This window comes from Ruminococcus sp. AF17-22AC, assembly GCF_003460065.1.
Classification (GTDB): Bacteria; Bacillota; Clostridia; order Lachnospirales; family Lachnospiraceae; genus Blautia_A.
This window is the reverse complement of the sequence record NZ_QRXT01000012.1, coordinates 1-25126: the sequence shown is the minus strand read 5'-3', so window position 1 is coordinate 25126 and position 25126 is coordinate 1. Positions and strand designations below refer to the sequence as shown.

Below are 25126 nucleotides of genomic sequence, written 5' to 3'. Positions count from 1 at the left end.
CCTTTTCCTCTTTTCTTTACATCACAACTCCATATCGTTCCTTCCCAATTTAGTTCTTCCTTCGTGTTCCCATCGCTCTCGGTTCTCCTGTTCCGCAGTAATTTTTGCTTTTGCCAGCCTATCCAGAATGGAACTTCTGGCTTTTTTCTTAATCTGTTCGGTATTCACCTTTTTGACTTCCGGTTTTATCAGCGTGGTCTGGATTGTTTTAACTGCTGTCTGCATAGCTTTTGTAATTTTGGTAATTACTCCGTCCAATCGACTTACAGCATAAGTTCTTTCTTTTTGGGAAGCCTTGCGCTCAGGGGAAAGCACCCACGCCTTTGACTGTTCTACCAGACGAATGTCTTCTTTATGGGTTTCCACTCTGACCTCATCCGTCACAACCTCCACAGCTTTGTCGTAAGCAATATCTGAAACTTCATCGATCAAAGCTTCTACTTCTTCAATTTTCAAAGTAAGTGTATCCAGTATTTCTGTCTGGTTTTTCATCTGTTCCTTTTGCTTAAACAGGATATAATCCTGCTTTTCAAGATAATCTCGCCCTCCATAAGACGGTTCTTCTTCCAGATGCAACCCGTATTTTCGAGTTATATCAAAAAGCATTGTCCGGCAAATAGCATCAAAAGTCTGCTTTCGATTATTATTGCGGCCTTTAGGTTTATCCGGTTTTGGAAGTGCAATCCCTAATTCTTCCAGTGCTTTTTCCTGCTGGGGACAGATTTCCCCGTACTTATTCTCACAATCAAAAACATGACGTTCATGAATGTGCGGCGTTCCTTCGTCCAAATGCAGTGCCCAGTCCAGAATATGGACATGAGAACCGAACCGATTTGTGAACTGCTTTGTAAAGTCCTGTACGACCGCAAGTAATATTTCATAGGAAACAGATTCTTCTACTGTTCCTATTTGAAAAATAGTTTCCTCTGGACAGGTTTTATTGTTCTTTAGTAAATCTTCCACAGATCGGTTACGCTCTGTATGACGGGTTCTTGCATTTCTTTCATTCTGCGCTTCTATATATTTTCCATAATGTTCCTGATAAAAAGTACATTCAATTTTCTCAAAACTGATATCCTGAGAATCTTCTTCCCTGTTCTGCATTGTGGTATAGCCACGGTAACAGTCCCAGTAAATATTTTCTCTGACTCTTCCAGCATCAATATGTTCACTGTTTTCCAAGTCGAAACGGCGATCATTATGCCTGGGATTATAAGTGCCATTTTTCCCGGAGCGTCCATTGTGTCTTGTTGCTTTCAATAATTTTCTTGCCCTCCTTTTTCACGTTTTTCCAAATTAAATAAGGCAGCGAAGCTGCAAACCTGCGTGAATTTGCGTCAGGTAATACCCAGTACGAGTAGACGCACGCATCAACTCACTGGGCAATGGCTGCCGCCCTTAACCTGCACAAAAGACTTCGCTCTCCGCTCTGCTCCAGATTTAGTTACTATTCTCCGGCACCCTTCCATTCCCCTTTGCCATCCATTCGAAAAAAGCAATTTTACTAACCTTAATTAATCTGCCGCTTCGAAATGCCGGAAAACCGGGTGTATGAACCAGTTCATAAGCCGTTACTCTGGAAATCCCCATAATCCGCTGAATATCAGCCACATCCAGTACAAGAGGCAGTTCATCATAATTGTTTAATCTCTTATTTTCACTCATGTTGTTCCTCCATTTTTGATCTCATTTTTTTAGCTTCTCATTGCCGTTTTCTCTTTCCTGTTTCCTGAGTCATACTGCTGTCAAGGCATACAACACGTCATCCATTCGGATGCGCTCACTTCTTTTATCGAAGGTCATGGCGGTTTATCTCAGGTTAGACGGTCATAAAGTTGTCAAAGTACACTGCATAGTACGAAATTACCATTCAATCGTATCTTATCAATCTCATCTTGACTTTTCAATACTTTCGCGATACCATAAATGTAACTAATATTATATTTTTTAAAATTACCATACAAAACAGGAGCAAATAGAAATGGCTTATCAATTTATAAGGCAAGAACCTTGCTACGACCACATCCTCTTCGTTCTGGCATTGGATAGAGACAAAATGAAGGAGCGAATTTTAATCGGAACGGAACAGCAAATCCGTTTTCGACTGGACGGAAATAAAGATAACGATGTCATATATGATATAACACGTCCTCTAGGACGTTTTCTGATAGATTTTGAATATGATAAAGAAAAGAACTGGAATATATATGGACTTGCTCCCCTACGTGATGCATTGCACACTAACCGTTGGAAACAGCCTGCACTGGAACAGACTGCTGGTGATTTTCTGGCAAAAAAATATCTCACCGGTGATCCGGTGAGAATGTATGCTACATTCCGTATTTGGAATGAATATCTTGTTACAAGGGAATATCGTGACCGTAATACTGCCTGTGATCGTTTTATAGAAAAAATCCAAATTTTGACTCAGGCATTCCAAACAGAAAATGTCATGAATTTTAATTCTGATACCGGAAAACCAGAACGTTTTCATACTGGCAGTCTTTATTTCCGCAACACTCCTGCTGAAATCACTCGACTTGAACTTTGGTTTCCGGATAATAGGCGCAGAACAGAATGCGTAGCTGCCTATAGCTCTTTTTATCCGCTTATCACTTATTACTTGAATCGACTGAATGACTGGGGCCTTTGTTTCCGTCAGTGCAAAGTCTGTGGAAAATATTTTCTGGCAAAAAGCCAGCGTTATGAACTGTGCAGTGATAAGTGCCGTAAAGCACAGGCACTTCAAAACAAAAGGGAGTTTGATGAACGAGCCAGAGAAAATAACTATGATCTGCTTTATAAAAATGAATGCCAGAATTGGCGTAATAAAATCAATAAGTCCCAAAAAACTGCTAATTTTCCGATTGAACGCCTGGAAGAAATGAAAAATGCGTTTGACCTTTTTAAGAAAGAAGCTCTGCAGCGTAAGAAAGCTGTAAAGGCAGGAGCAACCAGTCCGACAGAATTCACAGACTGGTTGTATCAGCAGAGCAATATTATCTTAAAACTCAGCAAAATCTGAATCCATCCCTGTAAAGGAAAGGCAGCGAATTTACTCGCTGCCTGCCTTCTCATTGAACTTGTATCCTACACCCCAGACGGTTTGAATATATACCGGGTTACCCGGATCATCTTCTATTTTCTCACGAATATGACTGATATGGCTCATTACTATATTGTAATCGCCAAAATAGGATTCTTTCCAGACTATATCATAAATCTGTTCTTTACTAAATACTCTTCCTGGATTTTGTGCTAATAACTGCAGGATTTCAAACTCGGTGTAAGTTAATTCTATTTTTCTATTATCACGAACGACTTCTCTCCGTTTCAAATCAATCGCTATACCCTTATGCCATATTTTCGATTGAAATTGTATTTCCTGAAAAAGAAATTTCTCTCTGCCGGAATCTAACACAGAAATAACAGAATTTACCAAATCTTCCTCAGCTCCCTCGAATGATACCAGCAATATTTTTCCCACCTAATCGTCCTCGTTTCATTTAATACTAACTTAATGTTTCGCCTCTGAAGTATATCCATCAAATGTTTCCGCTTCCGGATTAAATTCAGTAAATAATTCCTGCATTCTATTTTTGCTTACTTTTTGAAAGCTGCTGATCTTTCCACTTTTGTCTCTCGTTACTTCAATGTACATAGTTCCGTTGCTGTTAGAAAAGATTCCCCTTCCCTCATCATATAAATCTGCTATAATCTTACCATTATAAACCCAGTTTCCTTGAGCATCACAAGATACTCCATAATCAGCATACTCCTGTGGAACAGCAATATTAAGACCTTTTCCCTCTTCACTGCTATATTCGCCCATGTCATCAGCCGCTATGTTCTCACTTCCTCCTTCTTCAAAAACAGATCCTTTCATTTCATCTGCAGTTACAGCTTCTCCGCCGGAACTTTCAACCAATACTGCCGGTTCTGACCAAAAATCATCTGATAACGGTTCTGCCTTTACGTCTGTGATGGTGCCATAGTTTTCCCTTTGCACTTCAACTCGAAGCGTACCTCCACGTTTGGAACTTATTGTATAAGTACCCGGCTTAAACTCATCCCGGAAATATCCAATGGTCTTTCCATCATACATCAGAAATCCTGTTTCTTTCTGGTAAGTTATTCCCGCTTTTGCATATTCAGAAAGCTGTTCTTCGCTGAATACATTTTCATTACTGTCTTTATTTTCGGTGACCGTTTCTGCTTCCTGCTTCGCATATTCTATATTTTCCGGAGAATATGCCATTGTAATTCCCACTGCATCATCAGATGATTTCGACAACTTCATCCCATCTTTTATTTTTTGAAGATTATCCTCATAAAGTGCAATCGTCTCATCTACCTTTTCCTGTGTCCATACAAACCATCCGTCGCCGCCTGTATAAGCTTTTTCACCAATCATAGACTGCAGAACTTCTTTTTCCTCGTCCAGCCATTTCGCATACTCTTCTGCTGTCCACCATTCCACATCCGAACTTGAAAGTGATTCATCTTCCCGGATATTCACTTCGTTTAAAGCAACTGTTGTTTCACCGTTTTCTTGCGCTGTCTCTGTCTTTTTCTCCAAGGATGATGCGGAAGTTGCAAATCCACCTGTCACGCAAATTACCAATACTGCACTTATAATTACTGCAAACTTAGATGTCTTCTTTATCTTCATAATTGCTCTTATCCTCTCTTCAATCGCATTTTTACTGAAACTGTTACATAATGGTGTCAGTCCGCTCTTTTTTTCTTCCATAGATATTAAAGCAGTTGCATATACCGACTTTATATCCATTCCAAATCTACGGACTACGGTTTCGTCACAGGATAATTCCAAATCTCTGTTAAAAAGAATATACATTACCCACACAAGAGGATTAAACCAATGAATGCATACTGCAGCAATCATTATCAGCTTTGTAAGCATATCAAGCCGTCTGATATGCACATATTCATGTTCCAACACATAACGAAGCTGATAAATATTTTTCCATTCTGTATTTTTCGGCATTAAAATAACTGGGCGAATCACACCATAAGAAAGTGGTGCAGCTATGGTTTCTGTCTGCCGGATGGATAGACTCCTTTTTAGTGGATGTTTTTCCTTCCATGCTTCCAAAATATCATTTTCAACAGGCAGCGAAAATCGAAATTCCCGATAACATTTTATATAGGAAACCGCAAAAAATCCAAAACAAAGTAACAGACCTGCCAGCCATATTACACTCAAAATCGAAATGGATTCTGTTCTCTGTACCATAGCCTCTGATAATCCATTTGCTATCTCAGGCATATTCCCATGAATGGGTAAAAATGTTGTCGTTTGCGCCGTTCTCACTGGGTTTATATCAGAATAAATACTCTGCAACAGAGAATAAATACTTGTGACTGATTTTATGGAAAATGGAACTAATAACCGTATTAATGCAATCCACCATAAAATCAAAAATGTTTTCTTCGGTAATCTGTTGATAAGCACAGCCCTTAATACCACAATAAGTAAAATAATAACCGTTCCCAGAAAACTCATTTGCAGCAGGCTCATATACATCACCTCATTCCAATTCACTGACGATCTGCTTCAGGTTCTTAATCTGCTCCATAGAAAGTTTTTTTCTGCCAAGAAGTGCCGCAAACAACTTGTCAACAGATCCATCATATATCTTATCAATAAGTTCATCTGTTTCCAGATCCTGTACCTGTTCTTTTGCTATAAGCGCATGGCACATAAATCCCGGTTCCGTTCGTTCAATCGCGCCTTTATTGATACACCGCTTAATCAATGTATACGTTGTGTTTTTATTCCAGCCGACTTCTCTGTTTAAAGTATCTGCAACATATTTCGCTGGCACGTCACCATCCTTCCACAGAACATCCATTACCTTTAATTCCGAATCAAAAAGTTTGATATTTTCCTCTGTCACTTGTTTCGCCTCCTATAAGACTACAGTAGTCTGTTCTTGTTTTCAGACTACCACAGTCTTATAACATTGTCAATCATTTTCTGTCGCTAGGAAAAGAAAAACAGCCAGCCTTTCGGCTGACTGCTCCATACTAAATATAAACCATTTCGTTCAGTACAATTTCTTCTGCTCTGTTTCTAATATTATTACACCGTTGTACCCAAAGCATAGCATCTTTCCGCTTCAATTCCTCCGTCACTCCCTCAGCCGCTTTCATCTGATCAACAATACACGTAAACCGTTCCTCCGCTTGTTCGTCCAAATCCTCCAGATAGCTCCAAAGTTTTCCGGTCAGCAGTAAACTGGAATATCTACCGTAGCACTGCTTTTTCAGATACTCCCTGTGCATTCGTCCCCACTTACCGATAGATCGCTTTTCCTCCGGCAGCTTCAAGTCTGGGATATAATAATCCCCGACAAGTACATAATCAATGCCATTCTCCGTAATTCTTGTTTTCAAATCCTTCATGGTTCGTTCCTCCTTGGTTTTTCTTATTCTATTACCCAAACGAACCGTTCTATATTGTTACTTCCATATGTACCGTACTCTTGCTTATCCCGAATTTTTTTGCCGTCTGCCGTACCGTCGCTTTCGTTTCTATTATGTAGTACGCAATTTCCACTGCACGTTCTTCGATGTAATCTTTCAAAGAAAAATCCTCCGAAGGCACTGTTTTTACAGTGTATGCGGAGGATTTTTGTGGTATGTCTTCTGTGCTATTTTCGCAGGGTCTTCAGATACTCCTTCTGCTCCGGTGTGATCCGGTAGCTCTCGATTGCTTTCTGGATAGTCTTACGGTGCACCCACTCTGACAACTTACGTTCTTCCAGATATGGAATGGTGGCATCCCACTGCTTCGCAAGCGCCGTTGCAAGATACCATGCGATCATCATATTTACATAATATTCTTCAGATTCGACATCTGCTGCCATTTTCAGATATTCCGGTCTGAAATCTTCATCCAGATAAAATGTCATCAGCATGCCGATTCCATAACGGATCGTATAAGTCTCATCTGACGCAATCCAGCTGCGGATCTCCGGAAGCAATTCATCTTTATGTTTTACAAAAATCTTTGGTGCAGGGAGGTCACAGGTTGCCCAGTTATTTACATACGGAAGAAATCTTTTCACTTCCGCAAGGCATTTTTCGTAATCTTTTATCCACGATGCGATCATTATATGCATATTGTTCTCTTCATAATATCTGTGTGGCAACTCCTGCATAAAAAGCTCTGCCTCCGGAGTCTTTGCATACTCTTTTGTAAATTTTCGAAGCTCCGGTGTGCGGATCCCGATAATCGTTTCTTTGTCGATTCCCGGAAGCAGCCTGCTGTGAAAATCCCTGTATTTCAGATCCTGCATTTCAAATAATTTCTTTTCCAGCTTTTCTATGAAACCCATAATCTTATTCTGCCTTCGTTTGATATATTCAAAATTATAGCACACCATTATTTTTGTACAATCCTTCATGTATATTTTCGGCATTTTTCATATAGCATTTAATAAAAGACTTTTGGGGTGCTTCATGTCCGATCAGAAAAAGAACACACAGCCACCCGTTGATACTGCCCTTCTGATCCTCGTTCTTGTCCTGGCTGTTTTTGGGCTGATCATCCTCTTAAGTGCCAGCGAATATAACGGCCGGGTTCGCTTCCATGACTCTGCCTATTACTTCAAAAAACAGCTTTTCGCCACCTCACTCGGTCTTGGTGCCATGTATATAATCTCCACCATGAATTATCGCTTTTTTGTCCGGCTTGCGCCTGCTGCCTATCTGCTCTCCCTGCTTCTCTCTACCACAGTGCTGCTTGTCGGACAGGAGATCAACGGTTCAAAACGCTGGCTGAATCTCGGTCCTCTTTCCTTCCAGCCTTCAGAGTTTGCCAAAGTCGCTGTCATTCTCTTTCTCACCTGGCAGATAGAAAACTCCCGCAGACGAACGGACGGCTTCTGGTTCATGTGCCGCACGATGCTGACTCTACTCCCCATCACAGGTCTGGTCGGTTCCAACAACTTAAGTACCGCGATCATCATTCTCGGAATCGGTGTCATTCTGATCTTCGCTTCCAGTCCACGCTACATGCAGTTCGTCGCGCTCGGCAGTGCCGGCATCGGTTTTATCGCAGTCTTTCTCGCCGCAGAAAGCTACCGTCTGGAACGTCTCGCTATCTGGCGTGATCCGGAAAAATATGAAAAAGGATTCCAGACCATTCAGGGACTTTATGCGATCGGGAGCGGTGGGCTTTTTGGCCGTGGTCTCGGAAACAGCATACAAAAACTGGGCTTCGTCCCCGAAGCCCAGAATGATATGATTTTTTCAATTATATGTGAAGAAACAGGGCTTGCAGGTGCCATTATCCTGATTCTGATCTTCGCCCTGCTGCTCTGGCGGCTCTGCGTGATCTCCATGCATTGTCAGGAGCTTTCCGGGGCACTGCTCTCCGCCGGGATCATGGGACATCTGGCGATTCAGGTCATTCTGAACATTGCCGTTGTCACCAACACAATTCCCAACACCGGAATCACACTTCCCTTCATCAGTTACGGTGGCACTTCCATCGTCTTTCTCCTCGGAGAAATGGGTATCGCCCTGAATATAAGCCGTTACCGAAAATAGCAGTTTCACTATGATATCCTGCTCTCCCGGGAATTTCCATCAATACGATCAACTATCAGAAGAAAAACCCTCCGACCAGATGCACTACAAATGCAACTGCCCATGCGATCACGCACTGTCCGATCACAACCCCGACTGCCCATTTGCCACCGAGTTCTCTTTTGACCGATGCAATTGCAGCAACACATGGGGTATACAGAAGGCAAAATGCAAGCAGGCTTGCGGCAGCCAAAGGCGTAATACAGCCCAGTAAAGTCGCAGTGCTTCCAAATAAAACGGAAAGCGTCGATACCACACTTTCTTTTGCCATAAATCCGGTAATCAATGCTGTAGAGATTCGCCAGTCACCGAATCCCATTGGTTTGAAAATCGGTGCAATCACACTTGCCACCATCGCAAGAATACTGTCTTTTGAATCAGTCACAATGCTGAAATGCACATCAAAAGTCTGCAGGAACCAGATCACCAGGGTTGCCATAAATATAACAGTAAATGCTCTCTGCAGAAAATCTTTCGCTTTGTCCCAGAGCAAATGTCCGACATTCTTTGCACCCGGCATACGGTAATTCGGAAGTTCCATAACGAACGGCACTGCTTCTCCACTGAACAACGTTCTCCGCATCAGAAGTGCCATCAGGATTCCCATCAAAATCCCGCCAAAGTACAGAGCAATCATTACAAGCGCTCCATGTTTCGGGAAAAACGCTGCCGTAAAAAATGCATAGATTGGAAGCTTTGCCGAACAGCTCATAAACGGAGTCAGCAGGATCGTCATCTTACGGTCACGTTCCGACGGAAGTGTACGGCTTGCCATAACACCCGGAACAGTACAGCCGAATCCGACCAGCATCGGAACAATACTTCTTCCGGAAAGACCGATCTTTCGCAGCAGCTTGTCCATTACAAATGCAACACGCGCCATATATCCGCTGTCTTCCAGCAACGATAAGAAGAAAAACAACGTCACGATAACCGGAAGAAAACTTAAAACACTTCCGACGCCGTTAAAAACTCCATCCATAACAAGCGAATGAATCACATCATTGACACCGGCCGCCCTCATCCACTGATCTACAATATTACCCAGTGCCGTGATGCCCATCTCAAGAAGATTCTGCAAAAATGCACCAATCACGCTGAAAGTCAGGAAGAAAACAAGTCCCATGATTCCGATAAAGCACGGAATTGCCGTATATTTTCCTGTCAGAATGCGGTCAATCTTCATACTCCTCAGGTGTTCTTTGCTTTCTTTTGGCTTTACGACTGTTTCATCACAGACTTTCTCGATGAAATCAAAACGCATATGGGCAATAGCTGCTGCACGGTCAAGTCCACGCTCTTTTTCCATCTGTTTAACGATATGTTCCAGTGTCTCTTTTTCATTCTGGTCCAGTTTCAGACTTTCCATAATCAGCGAATCGCCTTCGGCAAGCTTCGCTGCTGCAAAACGTACCGGAATTCCGGCTGCCTTCGCGTGATCCTCGATCAGATGCATGATTGCATGAAGGCACCGATGTACCGCACCACCGTCTTCATTTACATCACAGAAATCAATTGGCTGCGGACGTTCCTGATATTTTGCCACATGAATGGCATGCTGTACCAGTTCATCAATTCCTTCATTCTTTGCCGCAGAAATCGGGATGACCGGGATTCCCAGCATATCCTCCATCTGATTGACCAGAATGGAACCGCCGTTTTCCCGCACCTCATCCATCATATTCAGCGCAAGAACCATCGGAATATCCAGTTCCATCAACTGCATCGTCAGATACAGATTTCTCTCAATATTCGTCGCATCTACAATGTTGATGATTCCTTTTGGATGTTCATCAAGCACAAAATTTCGTGTTACGATCTCCTCGCTGGAATACGGTGACATGGAGTAAATACCCGGCAGGTCAGTGACCAGCGTATTGCTTTTTCCACGAATATTTCCATCTTTTCTGTCTACGGTAACGCCCGGAAAGTTTCCGACATGCTGGCTGGAGCCAGTCAGCTGATTAAATAATGTGGTTTTACCGCAGTTCTGGTTTCCTGCAAGCGCGAACGTAAGAATTTCATTGTCCGGAAGCGGATGCTCCGTCTCTTTTTTGTGGTATTTTCCGCCTTCACCAAGTCCAGGATGCGGAATTGTCCTCGCTGTATTATTTTTATGTAACGCCCTGCTGTCCGGTACACTAACAGCGTCGCGTATATTCTCTATCTCTATCTTTTCTGCATCTGCAAGTCGCAGCGTCAGTTCATAACTGTGGATACGAAGTTCCATCGGATCGCCCATCGGCGCATATTTCACCATGGTCACTTCGCCCTTCGGGATCAGTCCCATATCCAGAAAATGCTGCCGCAATGCTCCCTCTCCACCGACAGAACGTATTGTTGCAGTCTTTCCAATCGGAAGTTCACGTAATGATGTCATATCGACTTTCCTTTCTGTCTTTTCCTGTTTTTGTCTGATTCTTTGTTTTATTGATATTTTTTATCATTATATACAGATTAACGGTATGCCAAATGAGAAAAATTGTCAATAGAATTTCCTGAGAATTTTCTTCCTTATATATCTACTTCATTTTTTATCAGAGATATAAATATATTTTTATAACACTTTCGTCTCAAAAGAGCTTATAATAGATTCACGATATAAACTGAGGAGGACTTTATTATGGAAAAAAAATGGTGGCATGAAAAAGTTGCCTATCAAATTTATCCAAAGAGTTTTTATGACTCAAACGGTGACGGAATCGGGGATATCCCGGGAATTATAGAAAAATTAGACTATCTGAAAGCTCTGGGTGTCGACATTGTATGGATTTCCCCATGCTATCCGTCTCCTTTTGCCGATCAGGGATACGACATCTCTGATTATTACAACATCAATCCTGTTTTCGGAACACTGGAAGACATGGACCGTCTTCTTGCCGAGGCAAAGAAACGTGATATGTATATTCTTCTGGATCTCGTAGTAAACCACTGTTCTGATGAACATGAGTGGTTCCAAAAAGCCTGCGAAGATCCGGACGGAAAATACGGCAATTTCTTCTACATTACCGACAAAAAAGAAGGCGAACTGCCATGCAACTGGCGCAGTTACTTCGGTGGTCCTGTCTGGGAAACTCTGCCGGGGCATCCGGACAAACAGTATCTGCACGTTTTCCACAGGAAACAGCCAGATCTGAACTGGGAAAATCCAGAGGTTCGTGAAGAAATATACAAAAATATCAACTGGTGGCTGGATCGCGGTGTCAGCGGTTTCCGTATCGATGCGATCATTAATATCAAGAAGAAATTTCCATTTGCAGACTATCCCGTCGATCGTCCGGACGGCCTTTCCAGCATTCAGAATATGTTGAAAGAAGCTACCGGAATCGGTGAATTCTTAAGCGAAATGCAGGCGCGCACCTTTGGCCCGCACAATGCTTTTTCCGTAGGTGAAGTATTTGATGAAAAAGACGAAGAGCTTCCGGATTTCATCGGAGACGGTGGATATTTTTCCAGCATGTTTGACTTCTCAACAACTATTTTCGGAGGAAGCCCGAACGGCTGGTATGACCGCAAAATCATCACTCCGGACGATTATAAGGAATGCTGTTTCCACTCCCAGCAGCGTGTCGGGGATATCGGTTATCTTTCCAATATTATAGAAAACCATGATGAACCGCGTGGTGTCAGCCACTACATCCCGGACGGAGACCTTTCTCTCCACAGTAAGAAACTTCTTGCAACAATGTATTTTATGCTCCGTGGCCTGCCGTTTATCTATCAGGGACAGGAGATCGGTATGGAAAACCTGCACTTCCAGTCCATCGATCAGGTCGATGATATCAGCACAATCGATGAATATCATGTTGCCAAAAATGCCGGTCTGAACGAAAAGGAGGCACTGTCCTGCATCTCCAGATACAGCCGTGACAATGCCCGTACACCGGTTCAGTGGAACGACAGCGCCAATGCCGGATTTACCAGTGGAAATCCATGGCTTCCGCTCAACCCGAATTATAAAGAGATCAATGTAGCTTCACAGGAAAACGATCCGGATTCTCTTCTTTCTTTCTATAAAGAACTGATTGCACTGCGTAAAAATCCGGAATATAAAGAAACCATTGTTTATGGCGAACTGATTCCTTATCTCGAAGAGCAGCACAACCTGATGTCTTACTATCGTAAAGGAGACAAAACCCTCCTTGTACTCGGCAATTTCCAGAAAGAGCCTCAGACTGTAAAACTGCCGTCTGCATGCCGCAAAGTTCTGCTCAACAATTATCCTCAGCTGAACATCAGCGACGACTCTGTAATTCTTGATAATTACCAGGCGGTTGTAATCGAACTGTAAACCAAATTTTTTGTTTATCTGATTTCATACAGTAAAAAATCCCCACAGGGATATGTATACTGAAATTCTTTAAAGTTTCAGCGCCTCATATCCTGTGGGGATTTCTTTATTTTATTTGCAAAGCTCTTCTGCCATCTGATCAAGTTCTTTGATGTTTTCTTCACTTAAGGAAGACATGATCTTAACTGTGGTATCAAGCCATGTAATGTTTTTGCTCTTTTCAAATTCTGCTTTCATAACTTTGGCAGCATTCGGAGCCCAGCTTCCATTCTCAATCAGACCGATCGTACGGTTCTGATAGTTTCTTTCTGTCAGATGGTCGATGTATGTTTTCATGAACGGAAAGATATCGGCATTGTAGGTGATTGTGGCAAGAACCAGTTTACCATAGCGAAATGCCTCTTCAACAGCTTCTGCCATATCATCTCTTGCAAGATCAAATACGGAAACTTTCGGGCAGCCTTTCTCTTCCAGCTTCTGTGCCAGAACTTCTACGGCTTTCTTTGTATTTCCATAAACAGATGAATATGCGATCACAACACCTTCACTCTCAACCTTGTAAGAGGACCAGATGTCATATTTCTCAATGTAATGTGCCAGATTTTCAGTCAGGATCGGTCCATGCAGCGGGCAGATCGTCTGAATGTCCAGAGTTGCAGCTGCTTTGAGAAGTTTCTGCACCTGTGCACCGTATTTACCAACAATACCGATATAATAACGACGGGCTTCGCAATCCCAGTCTTCCTCTACATCAAGAGCACCGAATTTACCAAATCCGTCTGCGGAAAACAGAACTTTGTCCGTGCTGTCATATGTAACCATAACTTCCGGCCAGTGAACCATCGGTGCAAATACAAATGTCAGGACATGTTTGCCCAGTGTCAGACTCTCTCCGTTAGCAACAACCAGTTTTTTGCCTTCCAGATCCATACCTCTGAAGAAATTTTCCATCATGGTAAAAGTCTTTGTATTTGCAACAACAGTCGTATCCGGATATGCTTTCATGAAGTTTTCAATGTTTGCCGCATGATCCGGCTCCATATGCTGTACAACCAGATAATCCGGCTTTGCTCCATCCAGGACTTTGGCAACATTTCCAAGCCATTCTTCAGTGAAGTTTGCATCTACGGTATCCATAACTGCGATCTTTTCATCTTTGATCACATAAGAGTTATAGGACATGCCGTTCGGCACCTCATACTGTCCCTCAAACAGATCGACCTGATGGTCATTTACACCTACATAATAAATATCATTTCCGATTTTCATCTTAACAATGTACCTCCTTATTGATCCGGATTTTGTGTTATTTTAAAACATTTTCATTTCTGTCCACATTATATCCGCTCCCTTACCCGAAATCAATAGGGACCTTTTTATTATCGACATTTTATAACCTTCATGTTATAAACAAACATCCCCAGTGATGCCAGAATGATCAGACCATATCCTATGAAACTATAGCAATCCGGAATTTCACCAAACAGGAGAAATCCCAGAAGTGTCGCGAATATGATCTGCGAATAATCAAAAATAGAAATCTTACCTGCCGGTGCATACGTATATGCTGCTGTGATCGTAAACTGACCGCCTGCTGCAAAAAGGCCCGCCATCAGAAGCGTCACAAGCTGTTTTCCTGTCATCGGAGTATAATCAAAAATCAGATACGGAAGCACAAACAGGCATGAAAATGCAGAAAAGTAAAATACAATGATCGGACCTTTTACTCCATGTGTTCCCAGCACGCGCACCATTGTATATGCAATTCCTGCTCCAAGTCCTCCGCAGACTCCGATCAGCGCAGGAATCAACGCTGCATTCTGAAATCCCGGTTTTACCACAAAAAGGCATCCGATAAATGCCAGCAGCACGCAGGTTCCCTGCACCGGAGTAATCTTTTCTTTCAAAATCAGAAAAGAAAAAATGATTGCAAAAAACGGGGACAATTTGTTCAGGATCGAAGCATCGGCAACAAGCAGATGGTCGATCGCATAAAAGTTACAGAGGATTCCCAGTGTGCCGAACGCGCAGCGAAGGAGCAGCGCACCCCAGTACTGTTTCTGCACCTTTGGTACAATATGATTTTTGCCTAAAATGATCGCTGCAAAAATTGCCGCCACCAGATTACGGAAAAAGCTTTTCTGAATGGATGGCAGATCTCCCGCCAGACGCACACTGACATTCATGCACGCAAAGAAAAATGCCGACAGAATGATCATAACCATTCCTTTTATATAATTTTCCTGTTTCATTTCTATTTCACCAAGCCTCTCATTATTTCTTCCTGTTTATCATATCACTAACTGCCGATGTGATACAAGCAGGATTCCTTTTGAATGAATTAAGGAAATCTACTTTTCTGTAATTTTATATAGCGATTTCGATATTTTTCGGTTATAATGATATACGAATACACACTTAAAGAGACGCGGTACCATGCTACAATAATAAAGTTATCTCAGAACGGAGGAGAAATTATGGAAATTGTCTGTTTAGACCTTGAAGGCGTACTGGTTCCTGAAATCTGGATCGCATTTGCAGAAGAAACCGGTATCCCGGAATTAAAAAGAACAACAAGAGATGAGCCGGACTACGATAAACTAATGAAATACCGTCTCAACATTTTGAAAGAACATGGCCTTGGACTGAAGGAGATTCAGGAAACCATTTCCAAAATCGATCCGATCCCGGGCGCCAAAGAATTTCTGGACAAGCTTCGCGAACTGACTCAGGTCATCATCATCAGTGATACATTTTCACAGTTTGCCGGACCTCTGATGAAAAAACTCGGTTATCCGACTATCTTCTGCAACTCTCTCGTAGTCGCAGACAACGGCGAGATCACAGACTTTAAAATGCGCTGTGAAAAATCCAAATACACAACCGTAAAAGCACTGCAGTCCATTGGATATGATACCATTGCAAGCGGTGACAGCCACAATGACCTCGGCATGATCCAGGCAAGCAAGGCAGGATTTCTCTTTAAGAGCACCGATGCGATCAAAGCCGAATATCCTGAAATTCCGGCATATGAAACATACGACGAACTTTATGACGCAATCAAAAAAGTAATCGAGGGTTAATCCCCCGATTACTTTTTTAATTCCTGTGTATGAACCAGTGATGCATATACCCCTTCTTTTTGCATCAGTTCGTTGTGCGATCCTTTTTCAACAATCTGTCCCTGTTCGATAACCACGATGTCATCCGCACTCTTGACTGTAGAAAGTCTGTGGGCTATGATAATCGTCGTTCTTCCGACTGCAAGTTTCTCAAATGTTTCCTGGATTTTTGCCTCTGTCACACTGTCCAGCGCAGAAGTTGCCTCATCCAGAATCAGAATCGGCGGATTTTTCAGAAAAATACGTGCAATTGAAATTCTTTGTTTCTGTCCACCGGAAAGAAGTGCGCCTCTTTCTCCGACATTTGTATCAAATCCTTTCGGCATTTCCATAATATCGTCATAAATTTCTGCCATCTTTGCCGCCTGTATGATTTCATTCATTGTCGCATCGAGTTTTCCATAACGGATGTTCTCCGCAATACTGTCTGCAAAAAGGAAAACTTCCTGCTGCACAACACCGATATTTCTGTGCAGCGATTCCTGTGTAGCCTTTCTTACATCTATTCCATCAATGGAAATACTTCCGTCAGTCACATCATAAAATCGCGGAATCAACTGACTGAGCGTAGTTTTTCCGCCACCGGAAGATCCTACAAACGCAATCGTCTCACCCGGTTTTATATGAAGGGAAACATCCTTAAGTACTGTCTGATCTCCCTCATAAGCAAATCCGACATGATCTATATCGATCTGTCCTCTGACATTCTGAAACTCCGTGGCATCCGGTGCATCCTTAAGTCCCGGTTCTGTCCGCATCAGTTCTACAAATCTGTGCAGACTGGCTGTTCCGTTCGCAATCAGTTCCACCGTCGTTGAAAGGTTACGTACCGGATTTACAAAAGTAGACACATACAAACTGAATGTGATCAGGTCAATGATGTTCAACTGATCTGACATGATCAGTGCACCGCCGACCGCAATCACGATTGCTGAAAGAATACACATGAAAAATTCCATTACGGAATTAAACATTCCCATTGCCCGATAAAAATCCGCTTTTGAATCACGGTAGCTCAAATTTGCAGAATCAAATTTGTCGAGTTCTTTTTCCTCATTTGCAAAAGCTTTCGCCGTACGAAGGCCGGAAAGTCCGGATTCAAAATCCGTATTGATCGCTGCCATTTCTTTTTTTACATTGCGGGATGCATTCTGCATGGAAAAACGGCATTTCCACACGATCACAAGAAAAATCGGAATTGTCACCGCGATCACCAGCGCCAGTTTCCACTGGATCGTAAACATAATGATCAGCGCGCCAATGATCGTTACTGTTGAAATAAAAATATCTTCCGGTGCATGATGTGCAAACTCCGTAATATCAAATAGTTCCGATGTGAGCCGACTCATTAACTGTCCCACGCGGGCATTGTCAAAATACGAGTAACTCAGCTCCTGAATATGCTGAAATAAGTCACGTCGAAAATCTGTTTCTATCCGGACACCAAACGTGTGTCCCCAGTAAGTAATAATATAGGTAAAAACAGACCGCAGAATGTATGCACAAAATACGATTGCCATGACGGTCCAGAATGTTCTCCACGCATTATCCGGCAAAAGTTTGTACATACACCATCTGGAAATAAATGGAAATGCCAGATCGATCATCGCAATTCCCAGTGCACATGCCATATCCAGAAAAAACAGTTTCCTGTGAGGTTTGAAATATGACAGAAATATCTGCATTTCACTTTTGTTTTTGAAATCTTTTCGATTCATCTTTTTTCTCCTGTCTTTTATTTTCTATTGTTTCATATTGATTTCACTCACTTTCTGACACTCATCTTAGCACAGATGATGTAAAAAATACAAGATAATGGGGTTCATGTCATAGATAAGAGGCAGGAACCGTATGGTCCTGCCCCTGATTCAGCTATTATCTGTCTTTTTTTCTGATAAAGAAGATTCCGGCTGCGGCTGCAAGTGCTATGAAAGCTGCGCCGATATAACCTAAAATGTCGGTCGTATCGCCTGTTTTTACTGCGGATACGGTCGTGCTGTTTTTCACAGCTGAGCTCTGTGTACCGGATGTTTTATTTGTATTCGTCACAGAAGTCGTATTTGTATTGCTGTTTTGGTTGGTATTATTTGTGTCACCGGTCTTATTTGTATCCGATGTATCATCTTTTCCATCTGATTTATTTCCGGTGTTGCCCTTTGAATCATCCTTCTTTGAATCATCCTTTTTTGCAGGTGCAATTGTTACTTTGAGCTGCTGTACATCTGTTTCTCCATGCCCTTCGGCTCTAACTACTTTGTAGGAAACTGTGTATTCTCCGGCCTCTGTCGCTTCCGGTATTTCTTCACTCCATTCGCCATCGCCGACTTTATACATCATCTTTCCTTCTGCCGTACTGCCCGGATTTACCAGTTTCTGTGCCTTGCCATTATAAATAAGCCCGGTGATTACCGTCGGTGCCGTAACCGGTGCATGGTCTACGATAAGCTCGTAACCAGATACAGCTTCTTTGTACAGATCTGACTGTGCCGCTCTTATAATGATTTGCGTCGTTCCCGGTTTCAGTGCTGTGATAGCTCCGGTCTTTGGATCTACCGTTGCTACAGTCGGATCGCTGCTCTCATAGGAAAGTTCTGTCTTTGCAGTAGCCTCGCGTGCCTCCAGTGCATCATTGCAATATGCGTTCCTTGCTGTAGTGTCCACTGTAATTGTCTGATCAAGCCGTTCCACCTTCGGATAGCGGACTGTAAACGTAAATGTCGTTCCGTCTGCACTGGCACCCTGTCCGTCTTTTACCAGAATCTCAACATTTGAATGTTTATTTTCGTCATTCGGAATATAATCCCAGTCTGTAGTGTCCGGCCATGTATGTACACTCATCTTCTGCGGATCAAAAGTGCTGTCAAAATGCATATCTGATCCTGTTTTCAGGACAACCGTCAACTCCGGAATATCGTCCGCCATCCATTTCTTTTCGGCTGTGTTGCTGAATCCACTCCATTCGGCACTTTTTCCATAAAGGTTCGGGGCTGTCGATAGATTTCCGTAAGGTTCTCCTACTTCCTGGTTGATAAACGGCTCATTCGCCACAGCAATCTTGCCGGCTGCGTCAGCTCTCTGTGAAACAATGATATATGTGCCATTATACTGTTTCTGGCCTTTCAGCTTATAAAGTCCGTTCTGTTTCTGTGCCTCTGTAAGCTGCACCTTATCCTGGACAGTATCTCCGGTACCTTCCGGAATTTCAAGTACTTTTAATCCTTTTGTAAAGTCATCCGCATTCACCTGAATAGTAATCGGATCTGCGATCGTGATACTTCCATTGATACGGCTCGGGCGATTTTTTACAATGTTTAATGTATTATTTCCTGTCGAAACAAAGTTATTGGTCTGGAATTTTCCGGAAAACGAGGAATTATTTAATGTCAAAGTATTGGCTGCGCTTAATACCCCATCCGCTGTTGTGCCAAGTGCAGAATTTTCCACCGTGACGTTTGCAATACTATCCGCAATACTTGAAATTGTTCCGGTACAGTTGTTAAATGCAATATTTCCGATATTGCCCGCTGCTTTGCTGACTGTCAGTCCTTCAAAATTCACAGACGCAAAATTCACGCTTTTATATACATAAATATAGGAAGGATTGAATGTAAATTTATTTCCATCAGCACTTCTTATGGTAACACTTTTTTCAATTACGGCCGAACTGCTGCAATCACTCAGTAAGATGATTGTTCCGCCCTCAGCCACATGATCTATTGCCTTGCCGACAGTTTTTAATGCACTGGTCGTGGTGTCTCCGAGATTATTGTTATTACCATTATTTGCATCTACGTAGACGATATTCAGAAGCTTTTGGGTTACTGTTCCTTGTGCATCCAGGCTTCCCGGCGAACTGTTTCCACTTGTTTGCATGGCATAAGGTTTTTTTACACTGACATTCAGTTTCAATGTTCCTGCCTTTGTCAGCTTTGGACTTACTGCTTTATCATATCTTTCAAAGGAATTTCCATCTTGCCATTTGAAGGTAAAAACACTTGCCAGATCAACACCTCCGATAATATTTGTAAATGTTGGTGTGATCGTATCTCCTACATACATCGTTGTCGGAAGCGCTACTGTCGGATATACACTCTGATCATCCAAAATGTTGATCCTATATGAACCTGTCAGCTTATCCGTCGATACAGTGCCATATCTGATATATGTATCCTCCGTTGTTGCCCCGAAACTTCCTGTGCCTGTCACTGTCGCATTCCAGAAACATTCTCCTCTGCCGGTTACATTGATCGTACCATTATTGGTGACTGAACCGCTCATAATAGCCTTTGACATAAAATCAAATGCACTGACTGCAAAAGTAGCTCCACTTTCAATTTCCAGAGGCGCATTAAATGTATCCTGATAAGCACCCCATGTGAAAGTTGATCCGTTTTTTACTACAATCCTTTTACTCGTGGTTAAAGGATCTGTATACCTGATATTGCCCGTGATATTGATTGTATGAATGTTATCGTCATTCAATGCATTCTCTAAGTCTGTCTTACTCTCAACATCTTTCTCGCCCTCATTTGCCTGTACCGCGATGTCTTTTGCATTTTTCTCGTCAGCGTTCTGTGCTGCCGCTTCTGCCTGTTTCTGCTCATCCGCATCCTGTACCGTTTCGTTCTTCTGTGTATTCTCTGATTCGGGTGCTTCTTCTTTTTTCGTTTCGTCTTCTGGTGTTTCTTCCTCTGATTTCTCTTCTGTTACTTTCTCTTCCTTTGGTGTGTCCTCTTCTGCCCCGGAAACTGAATCTTCTTTCGTTGTATCTTCTTTTGTTGTATTTTCTTTTGCTGTATCTTCTTTTGCTGTATCTTCTTTTGCTGTATCTCCCGCCGGAGTTTCAACTTTTGCCTCACTGCTACCGGCTTCTTTAGCATCTTTTGCAGAATCATCCTGCTGTGATACTTCCGCCTTAACTGCCACACTTCCCGCTTCTGCTCCAAACACTGTTGCCGGCATAGTTGATGAAGCCATGCAAAGTGTAAGCAATACACTGAATACCTGTTTCTTCATTGTTCTTCCTCCTGTCTGATAATATTCAGATTAATTTTCTTTTTCGCGCTTCCGCGATTGCTGCTGTTTTATTTTTAACGCCTAATTTACGGTATGTTTCCCGACAGTGGTATTTCACTGTCGCTTCCGAAAGTTTCATGCTTTGGGCTATAGCCGCTGACGCCATGCCTTCTGCCTGTAATTTCAGTATTTTGACTGCATTGGTACTTAAAGAGATCTGCTCTTCTACTTCTTCCATAAGATAAGACGGATATGCTTCTGCCATCTGCCGGCATTCTGTCAGAACCTGATTTTTGTACTCTGCATCCTGCCAGATAAATTTTTCTTTTTCAAGCATCTGCATCAGCACCAAACCTTCTCTGGTCAGAACCCGTACGAAATGGTACTCTTCTGCCCTGCTTATGCACTCCTGCAGCGTTTCTTTCCACGCTGGCTGATTCATTCGGTATTGTACGATTGCCAGAAGAAGCGTTGCTTCCATATATATGTAAGTTCGTTTCATCAGCTTTGCATAATACAGAATCTGCTGAATCAGACAATACGCAGCCTGATACTGCCCCCTCTGTATGTAGATTCTTACTTTCGTCAGATAACGGAAACGATCCATGGTACAAAATTCTCTGCTCTCATCCGGTGCCTGTGACATCCAGTCTGCCACATCTTTTCCCATGTATAAATGCACACGGCATAAAAAAGTATCTATATTAGGAAGCAGATTCGGTGCATCTTTCCTTGCCCGTTCCCGAAAACTCAGCAACGTTTTTTCTGCACCTTCTGCATCTCTGTTTAAAACCGAAAGCCATGCAAGCAGACCGACACCGACAAAAAACATTTCCAGCTTGCCGCCGCTGTCTGTCTCCATTTTTCCTTTTTCTGCAAGCGAAAAAATCTCAAAAATATCCTGTCCCTTTTCCAGATAACTTTCTGCGAGTGCCATCGGAACAAGACCTTTGCCATATTGGCCAAGAACAAATGCTACCGGTATGCCGATCCCGCGCGCAAGTTCTTTGTCATGTTTGCTCCATTCACAGAAATCTTTTCCTCCATTCATCAGAGACGGAAGATTACTCGTAACAGAAAACTCTGGAAGTACTGCTTTTCGGTCGCGCAGTAACAGATCCGCATTCTTGAAAATATCGATCAGTCCGGTACTTCCCGTATGTGGCAATGCAATTTTCAGATAAAGAAGGCGGCTTCTTGCCTCCCGCTTCTCGCTTCCCGTATGTTCCTCTGCATATTTTTCCAATGCGTGATACCAACGATCGCTTTCTTCGATATTCATCAACATTGACTGCAATAAACTGAGCCCCGCCATAAGAACAGGACTGTTTTCCACAATATTGTCCGGAAGTTCCAGGTAATATCTGCGAAGCTCAAAGTAATGCCCACTGGAAGGATTTTTTCTTGCATTTGCAGTCAGAAGTCTTGAAATGCTATCCATATCATTATATTTTTCATACATATCAAGCGCTTCCGGAATCTGGTCGTTAATCTCATAATATAACCCTGCACTGTAATATAGACGCTCGATCTGTTCTGCGGTTTTGCGTCTGCGAAGTCTCTGCTGCATAGATTTACGCATCGGCCAGCGGCATCTCCAGATTCCGTTTGTACCACATATTTCAAAGAAATTTCCTGTTTCTTCAGCCTGTGAGATCAACTTTTCTACATCACGCCTGCCGGTCAGCATTGTTGCAAGCTGAACTGTAAATTCTTCTACGATTGAAACATCCATAAAAAATTCCTGAAGCTGCAGATCCCACTGATCATATACATGAACCTCCAGATAATCCCACTGACGCTTAATCGTCCGCTCCAGATTACAATTTTCCATAACATAAAAGAACAGTGACAATGGATTTCCGCCACCTATACTCCATGCCGCCTGATGTTGTTCATGCGGAAGTTCAAGTCCGAACTGCTCTATGTATGCAATCTGCTCATCAAGAGAAAAAAGAAAATCTTCTTCTTCGATTTCTACAAAGATATATTTTGCACGAAGTGGCAGCAGCCAGCGTGGGAACGGACACCGTGAAATCAGGATCAGCCATATGTCTTCTCTGCCGAGCAGTTCTTTTATTTTTTCAAAATAAGCTTCTTTTTGGGAAGAATCCGCAAGTGACTGGAGATCATCGATCACAACAGTGTGCTCAGTAGTTTTCTTTTCTATATTGATCTCATCTGCAAGAATCGTTGTAGCACTGTAATAACTACATTTCTTCATATTAACATTATTTAAAATCAATGCAGTCTTCCCAATACCAGTCACTCCATAAAGATAAAGTGGAGTATGAAATTTCCGGGCTGAGCGGAATTTATACCCTGCTTTTTTCGGGCATATGTAGGTTTCGCTTACAGATTGAATGTTTTTCTTCATACTCCCCTCCTCTTGATTTTCAGATTTTATGTAGTGTATCTTTATTGTAGCAGAGTATTTTTCTTTATGGAACTATCCGAAAGGATAGTTTTTTGTTTTTACGTGATTATGGTGACATTTTTTCATTACAGAACAAAGCGGACAAGTCCGCTTCAAACTCCCTGAATCCCTCAATCTTTGAAGGACTTGTTACGCTTTGCGCGCCAGATGCAGTCTGCTTTAGCAGACATATTCCACATGCATCTGGTCGCATCCTCGCGGAGCGTTTTTGTGTAATAGGAACATTACGGAGTAATTTCCTATTACACAAAAAAAGCCGGGATCCTTACGGATCCCGGACATATATGGGGAGAATAAGCATTGGAAGGTTAACCTTCGATTGCAATGTAACCATTTTTTTCAACGGCTTTCGGTGCTTTCTTCGGAACAGAAAGTTTCAGAATACCGTCTTCGTATTTTGCATGAATATCTTCTTCGCTGACAGCATCGCCAACATAGAAGCTTCTGCTTAAGGTTCCTGCATAACGTTCGCGTCTGATGTAGTTACCTTCTTTATCTTTTTCATCTTTATCCAGACCTTTGGCTGCTGCCAGTGTCAGGTAGCCGTCTTTCAGCTGAACCTTAATCTCATCTTTCTTAAATCCAGGAAGATCTACATCAAGTTCATAGCTGCCGTCGGTCTCACGGATATCTGTTTTCATCATGTTCTGTGCATGTTTACCATAAAGTGGATTTTTCTTGCCCCAAAACTCATCGTTAAACGGGAAGTTCATCCAATCATCATCAAATAAGTTTTCTCCAAAAATACTAGGCATCAACATAAGTCATCTCTCCTTTTATGATAAAAAATCTATATTTAAGCCTTGCGGCTGTTGCCTTCAAATCTATATTTAACGGCACCGCCCGAAGTCTTCGGGCAGTACCATAAACTTTTACCTGTCAGATATTATCTGCCGAAATTCTGTCAAATCAGTTAGCCATCGATTATTCAATGGTAATATACTTCGGATCGTTGGAAACTGGTTTTGCTTCTTTCTTCGGAACAAACAGTTTCAGGATACCGTGTTTGTATTCACCTTTGATATCTTCCTGTGTGACATCTTCGCCAACATAGAAGCTTCTCTCGCAGGCTCCTGCATAACGTTCACGTCTGATGTAACGTCCTGTCTTCTTGTCATCCTCTTCTTCATCAAGACCTTTGGCTGCACTGACGGTCAGATAACCATCTTTCAGTGCTACCTTTACTTCATCTTTCTTAAATCCAGGTACATCAATAACCAGTTCATAACCTTCCTTGGTTTCTTTGATATCTGTTCTCAGAAGATTCTGTGCTCTGTGTCCATAAAGTTTCTTTTCTGCTTTCTTCTCATCTTTGTCATCGTAATAGAACGGTGTAAAGAAATCATCAAATAAGTTTTCTCCAAAAATACTAGGCATTAACATAAGTCATCTCTCCCTTTTTTAATAATCTATATTGAAATAAGTTTTTATTCGGAACCCGGTTGGTATGAGTGATATCTAAGAGATTTTCTTTCATCTTCTTAGCTCTTTATCTCTCTTCCTTTGTTCTAGCTGTAATATAACACACATTGTTAGCATTGTCAAGAGGTGAGTGCTAATTTTTTGTGAAGATTTTGTGAATCCTTAAATGAAAAACTAACTTCCACCTTTAGTCTGTTTTGCTCTACATTAGGAACTGGG

At 42.2% G+C, this 25126-nt stretch carries 19 protein-coding genes and 1 pseudogene; 4 read left to right on the top strand and 16 right to left on the bottom strand.

The window, feature by feature from the left end; all coding sequences use genetic code 11:
- Positions 1-21: 21 nt before the first annotated feature.
- Positions 22-1260: a plasmid recombination protein gene (locus DWW86_RS14190; protein ID WP_008707136.1), complete on the bottom strand. Its 1239-nt coding sequence runs from the start codon at positions 1258-1260 to the stop codon at positions 22-24.
- A gap of 180 nt (positions 1261-1440) precedes the next feature.
- On the bottom strand, positions 1441-1665 hold the full coding sequence (locus DWW86_RS14185) for a helix-turn-helix domain-containing protein (RefSeq protein ID WP_008707138.1): 225 nt from the start codon (positions 1663-1665) through the stop codon (positions 1441-1443).
- Positions 1666-1981: 316 nt separating this feature from the next.
- Here DWW86_RS14185 and DWW86_RS14180 point away from each other — a divergent pair, with 316 nt between their 5' ends.
- Positions 1982-3025, top strand: a complete 1044-nt coding sequence (locus DWW86_RS14180; protein WP_025577902.1) for a DUF6076 domain-containing protein — start codon at positions 1982-1984, stop codon at positions 3023-3025.
- Positions 3026-3055: 30 nt separating this feature from the next.
- On the opposite strand, the gene DWW86_RS14175 is transcribed toward DWW86_RS14180, so the two are convergent.
- The 6 genes and pseudogenes from DWW86_RS14175 to DWW86_RS14150 all read right to left on the bottom strand — a co-directional run bounded on the left by DWW86_RS14175 (position 3056) and on the right by DWW86_RS14150 (position 7364).
- Entirely contained in the window at positions 3056-3487 is a 432-nt protein-coding gene (locus DWW86_RS14175; protein WP_020993285.1) for a winged helix-turn-helix domain-containing protein, read from the bottom strand.
- Between the two features lie 30 nt (positions 3488-3517).
- Positions 3518-5527: a M56 family metallopeptidase gene (locus tag DWW86_RS14170; RefSeq protein WP_081018946.1), complete on the bottom strand. Its 2010-nt coding sequence runs from the start codon at positions 5525-5527 to the stop codon at positions 3518-3520.
- A 25-nt stretch (positions 5528-5552) separates the two neighbouring features.
- Positions 5553-5921 (bottom strand): BlaI/MecI/CopY family transcriptional regulator, encoded by a 369-nt coding sequence (locus DWW86_RS14165; protein WP_008707144.1) that lies wholly within the window; start codon positions 5919-5921, stop codon positions 5553-5555.
- A gap of 130 nt (positions 5922-6051) precedes the next feature.
- Positions 6052-6429 (bottom strand): TnpV protein, encoded by a 378-nt coding sequence (locus DWW86_RS14160; RefSeq protein WP_008707145.1) that lies wholly within the window; start codon positions 6427-6429, stop codon positions 6052-6054.
- 55 nt (positions 6430-6484) lie between these two features.
- Positions 6485-6610: pseudogene (locus DWW86_RS14155) on the bottom strand (sporulation transcriptional regulator SpoIIID); the annotation flags it as partial.
- A gap of 67 nt (positions 6611-6677) precedes the next feature.
- The gene (locus DWW86_RS14150; RefSeq protein ID WP_181985366.1) at positions 6678-7364 is read right to left on the bottom strand and encodes a DNA alkylation repair protein; all 687 of its coding nucleotides are present in this window, start codon (positions 7362-7364) and stop codon (positions 6678-6680) included.
- A 124-nt stretch (positions 7365-7488) separates the two neighbouring features.
- Here DWW86_RS14150 and DWW86_RS14145 point away from each other — a divergent pair, with 124 nt between their 5' ends.
- Positions 7489-8580 (top strand): FtsW/RodA/SpoVE family cell cycle protein, encoded by a 1092-nt coding sequence (locus DWW86_RS14145; protein ID WP_117943760.1) that lies wholly within the window; start codon positions 7489-7491, stop codon positions 8578-8580.
- A 55-nt stretch (positions 8581-8635) separates the two neighbouring features.
- Here DWW86_RS14145 and feoB read toward each other — a convergent pair whose 3' ends face one another.
- On the bottom strand, positions 8636-10999 hold the full coding sequence (gene feoB / locus DWW86_RS14140) for a ferrous iron transport protein B (RefSeq protein ID WP_117943759.1): 2364 nt from the start codon (positions 10997-10999) through the stop codon (positions 8636-8638).
- Positions 11000-11242: 243 nt separating this feature from the next.
- On the opposite strand from feoB, the gene DWW86_RS14135 reads away from it, so the two are divergent.
- Positions 11243-12910 carry an alpha-glucosidase gene (locus DWW86_RS14135; RefSeq protein ID WP_117943758.1) on the top strand — a complete coding sequence of 556 codons (1668 nt, stop codon included), beginning with the start codon at positions 11243-11245 and terminating at the stop codon, positions 12908-12910.
- A gap of 111 nt (positions 12911-13021) precedes the next feature.
- Here DWW86_RS14135 and DWW86_RS14130 read toward each other — a convergent pair whose 3' ends face one another.
- Together DWW86_RS14130 and DWW86_RS14125 are read right to left on the bottom strand one after the other, a co-directional pair.
- The gene (locus DWW86_RS14130) at positions 13022-14179 is read right to left on the bottom strand and encodes an FprA family A-type flavoprotein (protein WP_117943757.1); all 1158 of its coding nucleotides are present in this window, start codon (positions 14177-14179) and stop codon (positions 13022-13024) included.
- Positions 14180-14289: 110 nt separating this feature from the next.
- Positions 14290-15162, bottom strand: a complete 873-nt coding sequence (locus DWW86_RS14125; protein WP_117943756.1) for a DMT family transporter — start codon at positions 15160-15162, stop codon at positions 14290-14292.
- A 225-nt stretch (positions 15163-15387) separates the two neighbouring features.
- On the opposite strand from DWW86_RS14125, the gene thrH reads away from it, so the two are divergent.
- Positions 15388-15993 (top strand): bifunctional phosphoserine phosphatase/homoserine phosphotransferase ThrH, encoded by a 606-nt coding sequence (thrH, locus tag DWW86_RS14120; protein WP_072522278.1) that lies wholly within the window; start codon positions 15388-15390, stop codon positions 15991-15993.
- An 8-nt stretch (positions 15994-16001) separates the two neighbouring features.
- Here thrH and DWW86_RS14115 read toward each other — a convergent pair whose 3' ends face one another.
- The 5 genes from DWW86_RS14115 to DWW86_RS14095 form a co-directional block, all read right to left on the bottom strand.
- Complete coding sequence (locus tag DWW86_RS14115) at positions 16002-17750, bottom strand: ABC transporter ATP-binding protein (RefSeq protein WP_117943755.1); 1749 nt, start codon at positions 17748-17750, stop codon at positions 16002-16004.
- A 157-nt stretch (positions 17751-17907) separates the two neighbouring features.
- Entirely contained in the window at positions 17908-21048 is a 3141-nt protein-coding gene (locus tag DWW86_RS14110) for a hypothetical protein (protein WP_117943754.1), read from the bottom strand.
- A 25-nt stretch (positions 21049-21073) separates the two neighbouring features.
- Positions 21074-23425 carry a LuxR C-terminal-related transcriptional regulator gene (locus DWW86_RS14105; RefSeq protein ID WP_117943753.1) on the bottom strand — a complete coding sequence of 784 codons (2352 nt, stop codon included), beginning with the start codon at positions 23423-23425 and terminating at the stop codon, positions 21074-21076.
- Between the two features lie 368 nt (positions 23426-23793).
- The gene (locus DWW86_RS14100; RefSeq protein WP_072522282.1) at positions 23794-24246 is read right to left on the bottom strand and encodes an Hsp20/alpha crystallin family protein; all 453 of its coding nucleotides are present in this window, start codon (positions 24244-24246) and stop codon (positions 23794-23796) included.
- Between the two features lie 163 nt (positions 24247-24409).
- Complete coding sequence (locus DWW86_RS14095) at positions 24410-24868, bottom strand: Hsp20/alpha crystallin family protein (RefSeq protein WP_044925124.1); 459 nt, start codon at positions 24866-24868, stop codon at positions 24410-24412.
- Between the last annotated feature and the right edge of the window lie 258 nt (positions 24869-25126).

Bases quoted from the DNA above. Each gene is read 5' to 3' on its own strand.
- DWW86_RS14185 (WP_008707138.1), bottom strand. From the start codon at position 1,665: ATGAGTGAAAATAAGAGATTAAACAATTATGATGAACTGCCTCTTGTA.
- DWW86_RS14180 (WP_025577902.1), top strand. From the start codon at position 1,982: ATGGCTTATCAATTTATAAGGCAAGAACCTTGCTACGACCACATCCTC.
- DWW86_RS14170 (WP_081018946.1), bottom strand. From the start codon at position 5,527: ATGAGTTTTCTGGGAACGGTTATTATTTTACTTATTGTGGTATTAAGG.
- DWW86_RS14160 (WP_008707145.1), bottom strand. From the start codon at position 6,429: ATGAAGGATTTGAAAACAAGAATTACGGAGAATGGCATTGATTATGTA.
- DWW86_RS14150 (WP_181985366.1), bottom strand. From the start codon at position 7,364: ATGGGTTTCATAGAAAAGCTGGAAAAGAAATTATTTGAAATGCAGGAT.
- DWW86_RS14145 (WP_117943760.1), top strand. From the start codon at position 7,489: ATGTCCGATCAGAAAAAGAACACACAGCCACCCGTTGATACTGCCCTT.
- feoB (WP_117943759.1), bottom strand. From the start codon at position 10,999: ATGACATCATTACGTGAACTTCCGATTGGAAAGACTGCAACAATACGT.
- DWW86_RS14135 (WP_117943758.1), top strand. From the start codon at position 11,243: ATGGAAAAAAAATGGTGGCATGAAAAAGTTGCCTATCAAATTTATCCA.
- DWW86_RS14130 (WP_117943757.1), bottom strand. From the start codon at position 14,179: ATGAAAATCGGAAATGATATTTATTATGTAGGTGTAAATGACCATCAG.
- DWW86_RS14125 (WP_117943756.1), bottom strand. From the start codon at position 15,162: ATGAAACAGGAAAATTATATAAAAGGAATGGTTATGATCATTCTGTCG.
- thrH (WP_072522278.1), top strand. From the start codon at position 15,388: ATGGAAATTGTCTGTTTAGACCTTGAAGGCGTACTGGTTCCTGAAATC.
- DWW86_RS14115 (WP_117943755.1), bottom strand. From the start codon at position 17,750: ATGAATCGAAAAGATTTCAAAAACAAAAGTGAAATGCAGATATTTCTG.
- DWW86_RS14110 (WP_117943754.1), bottom strand. From the start codon at position 21,048: ATGAAGAAACAGGTATTCAGTGTATTGCTTACACTTTGCATGGCTTCA.
- DWW86_RS14105 (WP_117943753.1), bottom strand. From the start codon at position 23,425: ATGAAGAAAAACATTCAATCTGTAAGCGAAACCTACATATGCCCGAAA.
- DWW86_RS14100 (WP_072522282.1), bottom strand. From the start codon at position 24,246: ATGTTGATGCCTAGTATTTTTGGAGAAAACTTATTTGATGATGATTGG.
- DWW86_RS14095 (WP_044925124.1), bottom strand. From the start codon at position 24,868: ATGTTAATGCCTAGTATTTTTGGAGAAAACTTATTTGATGATTTCTTT.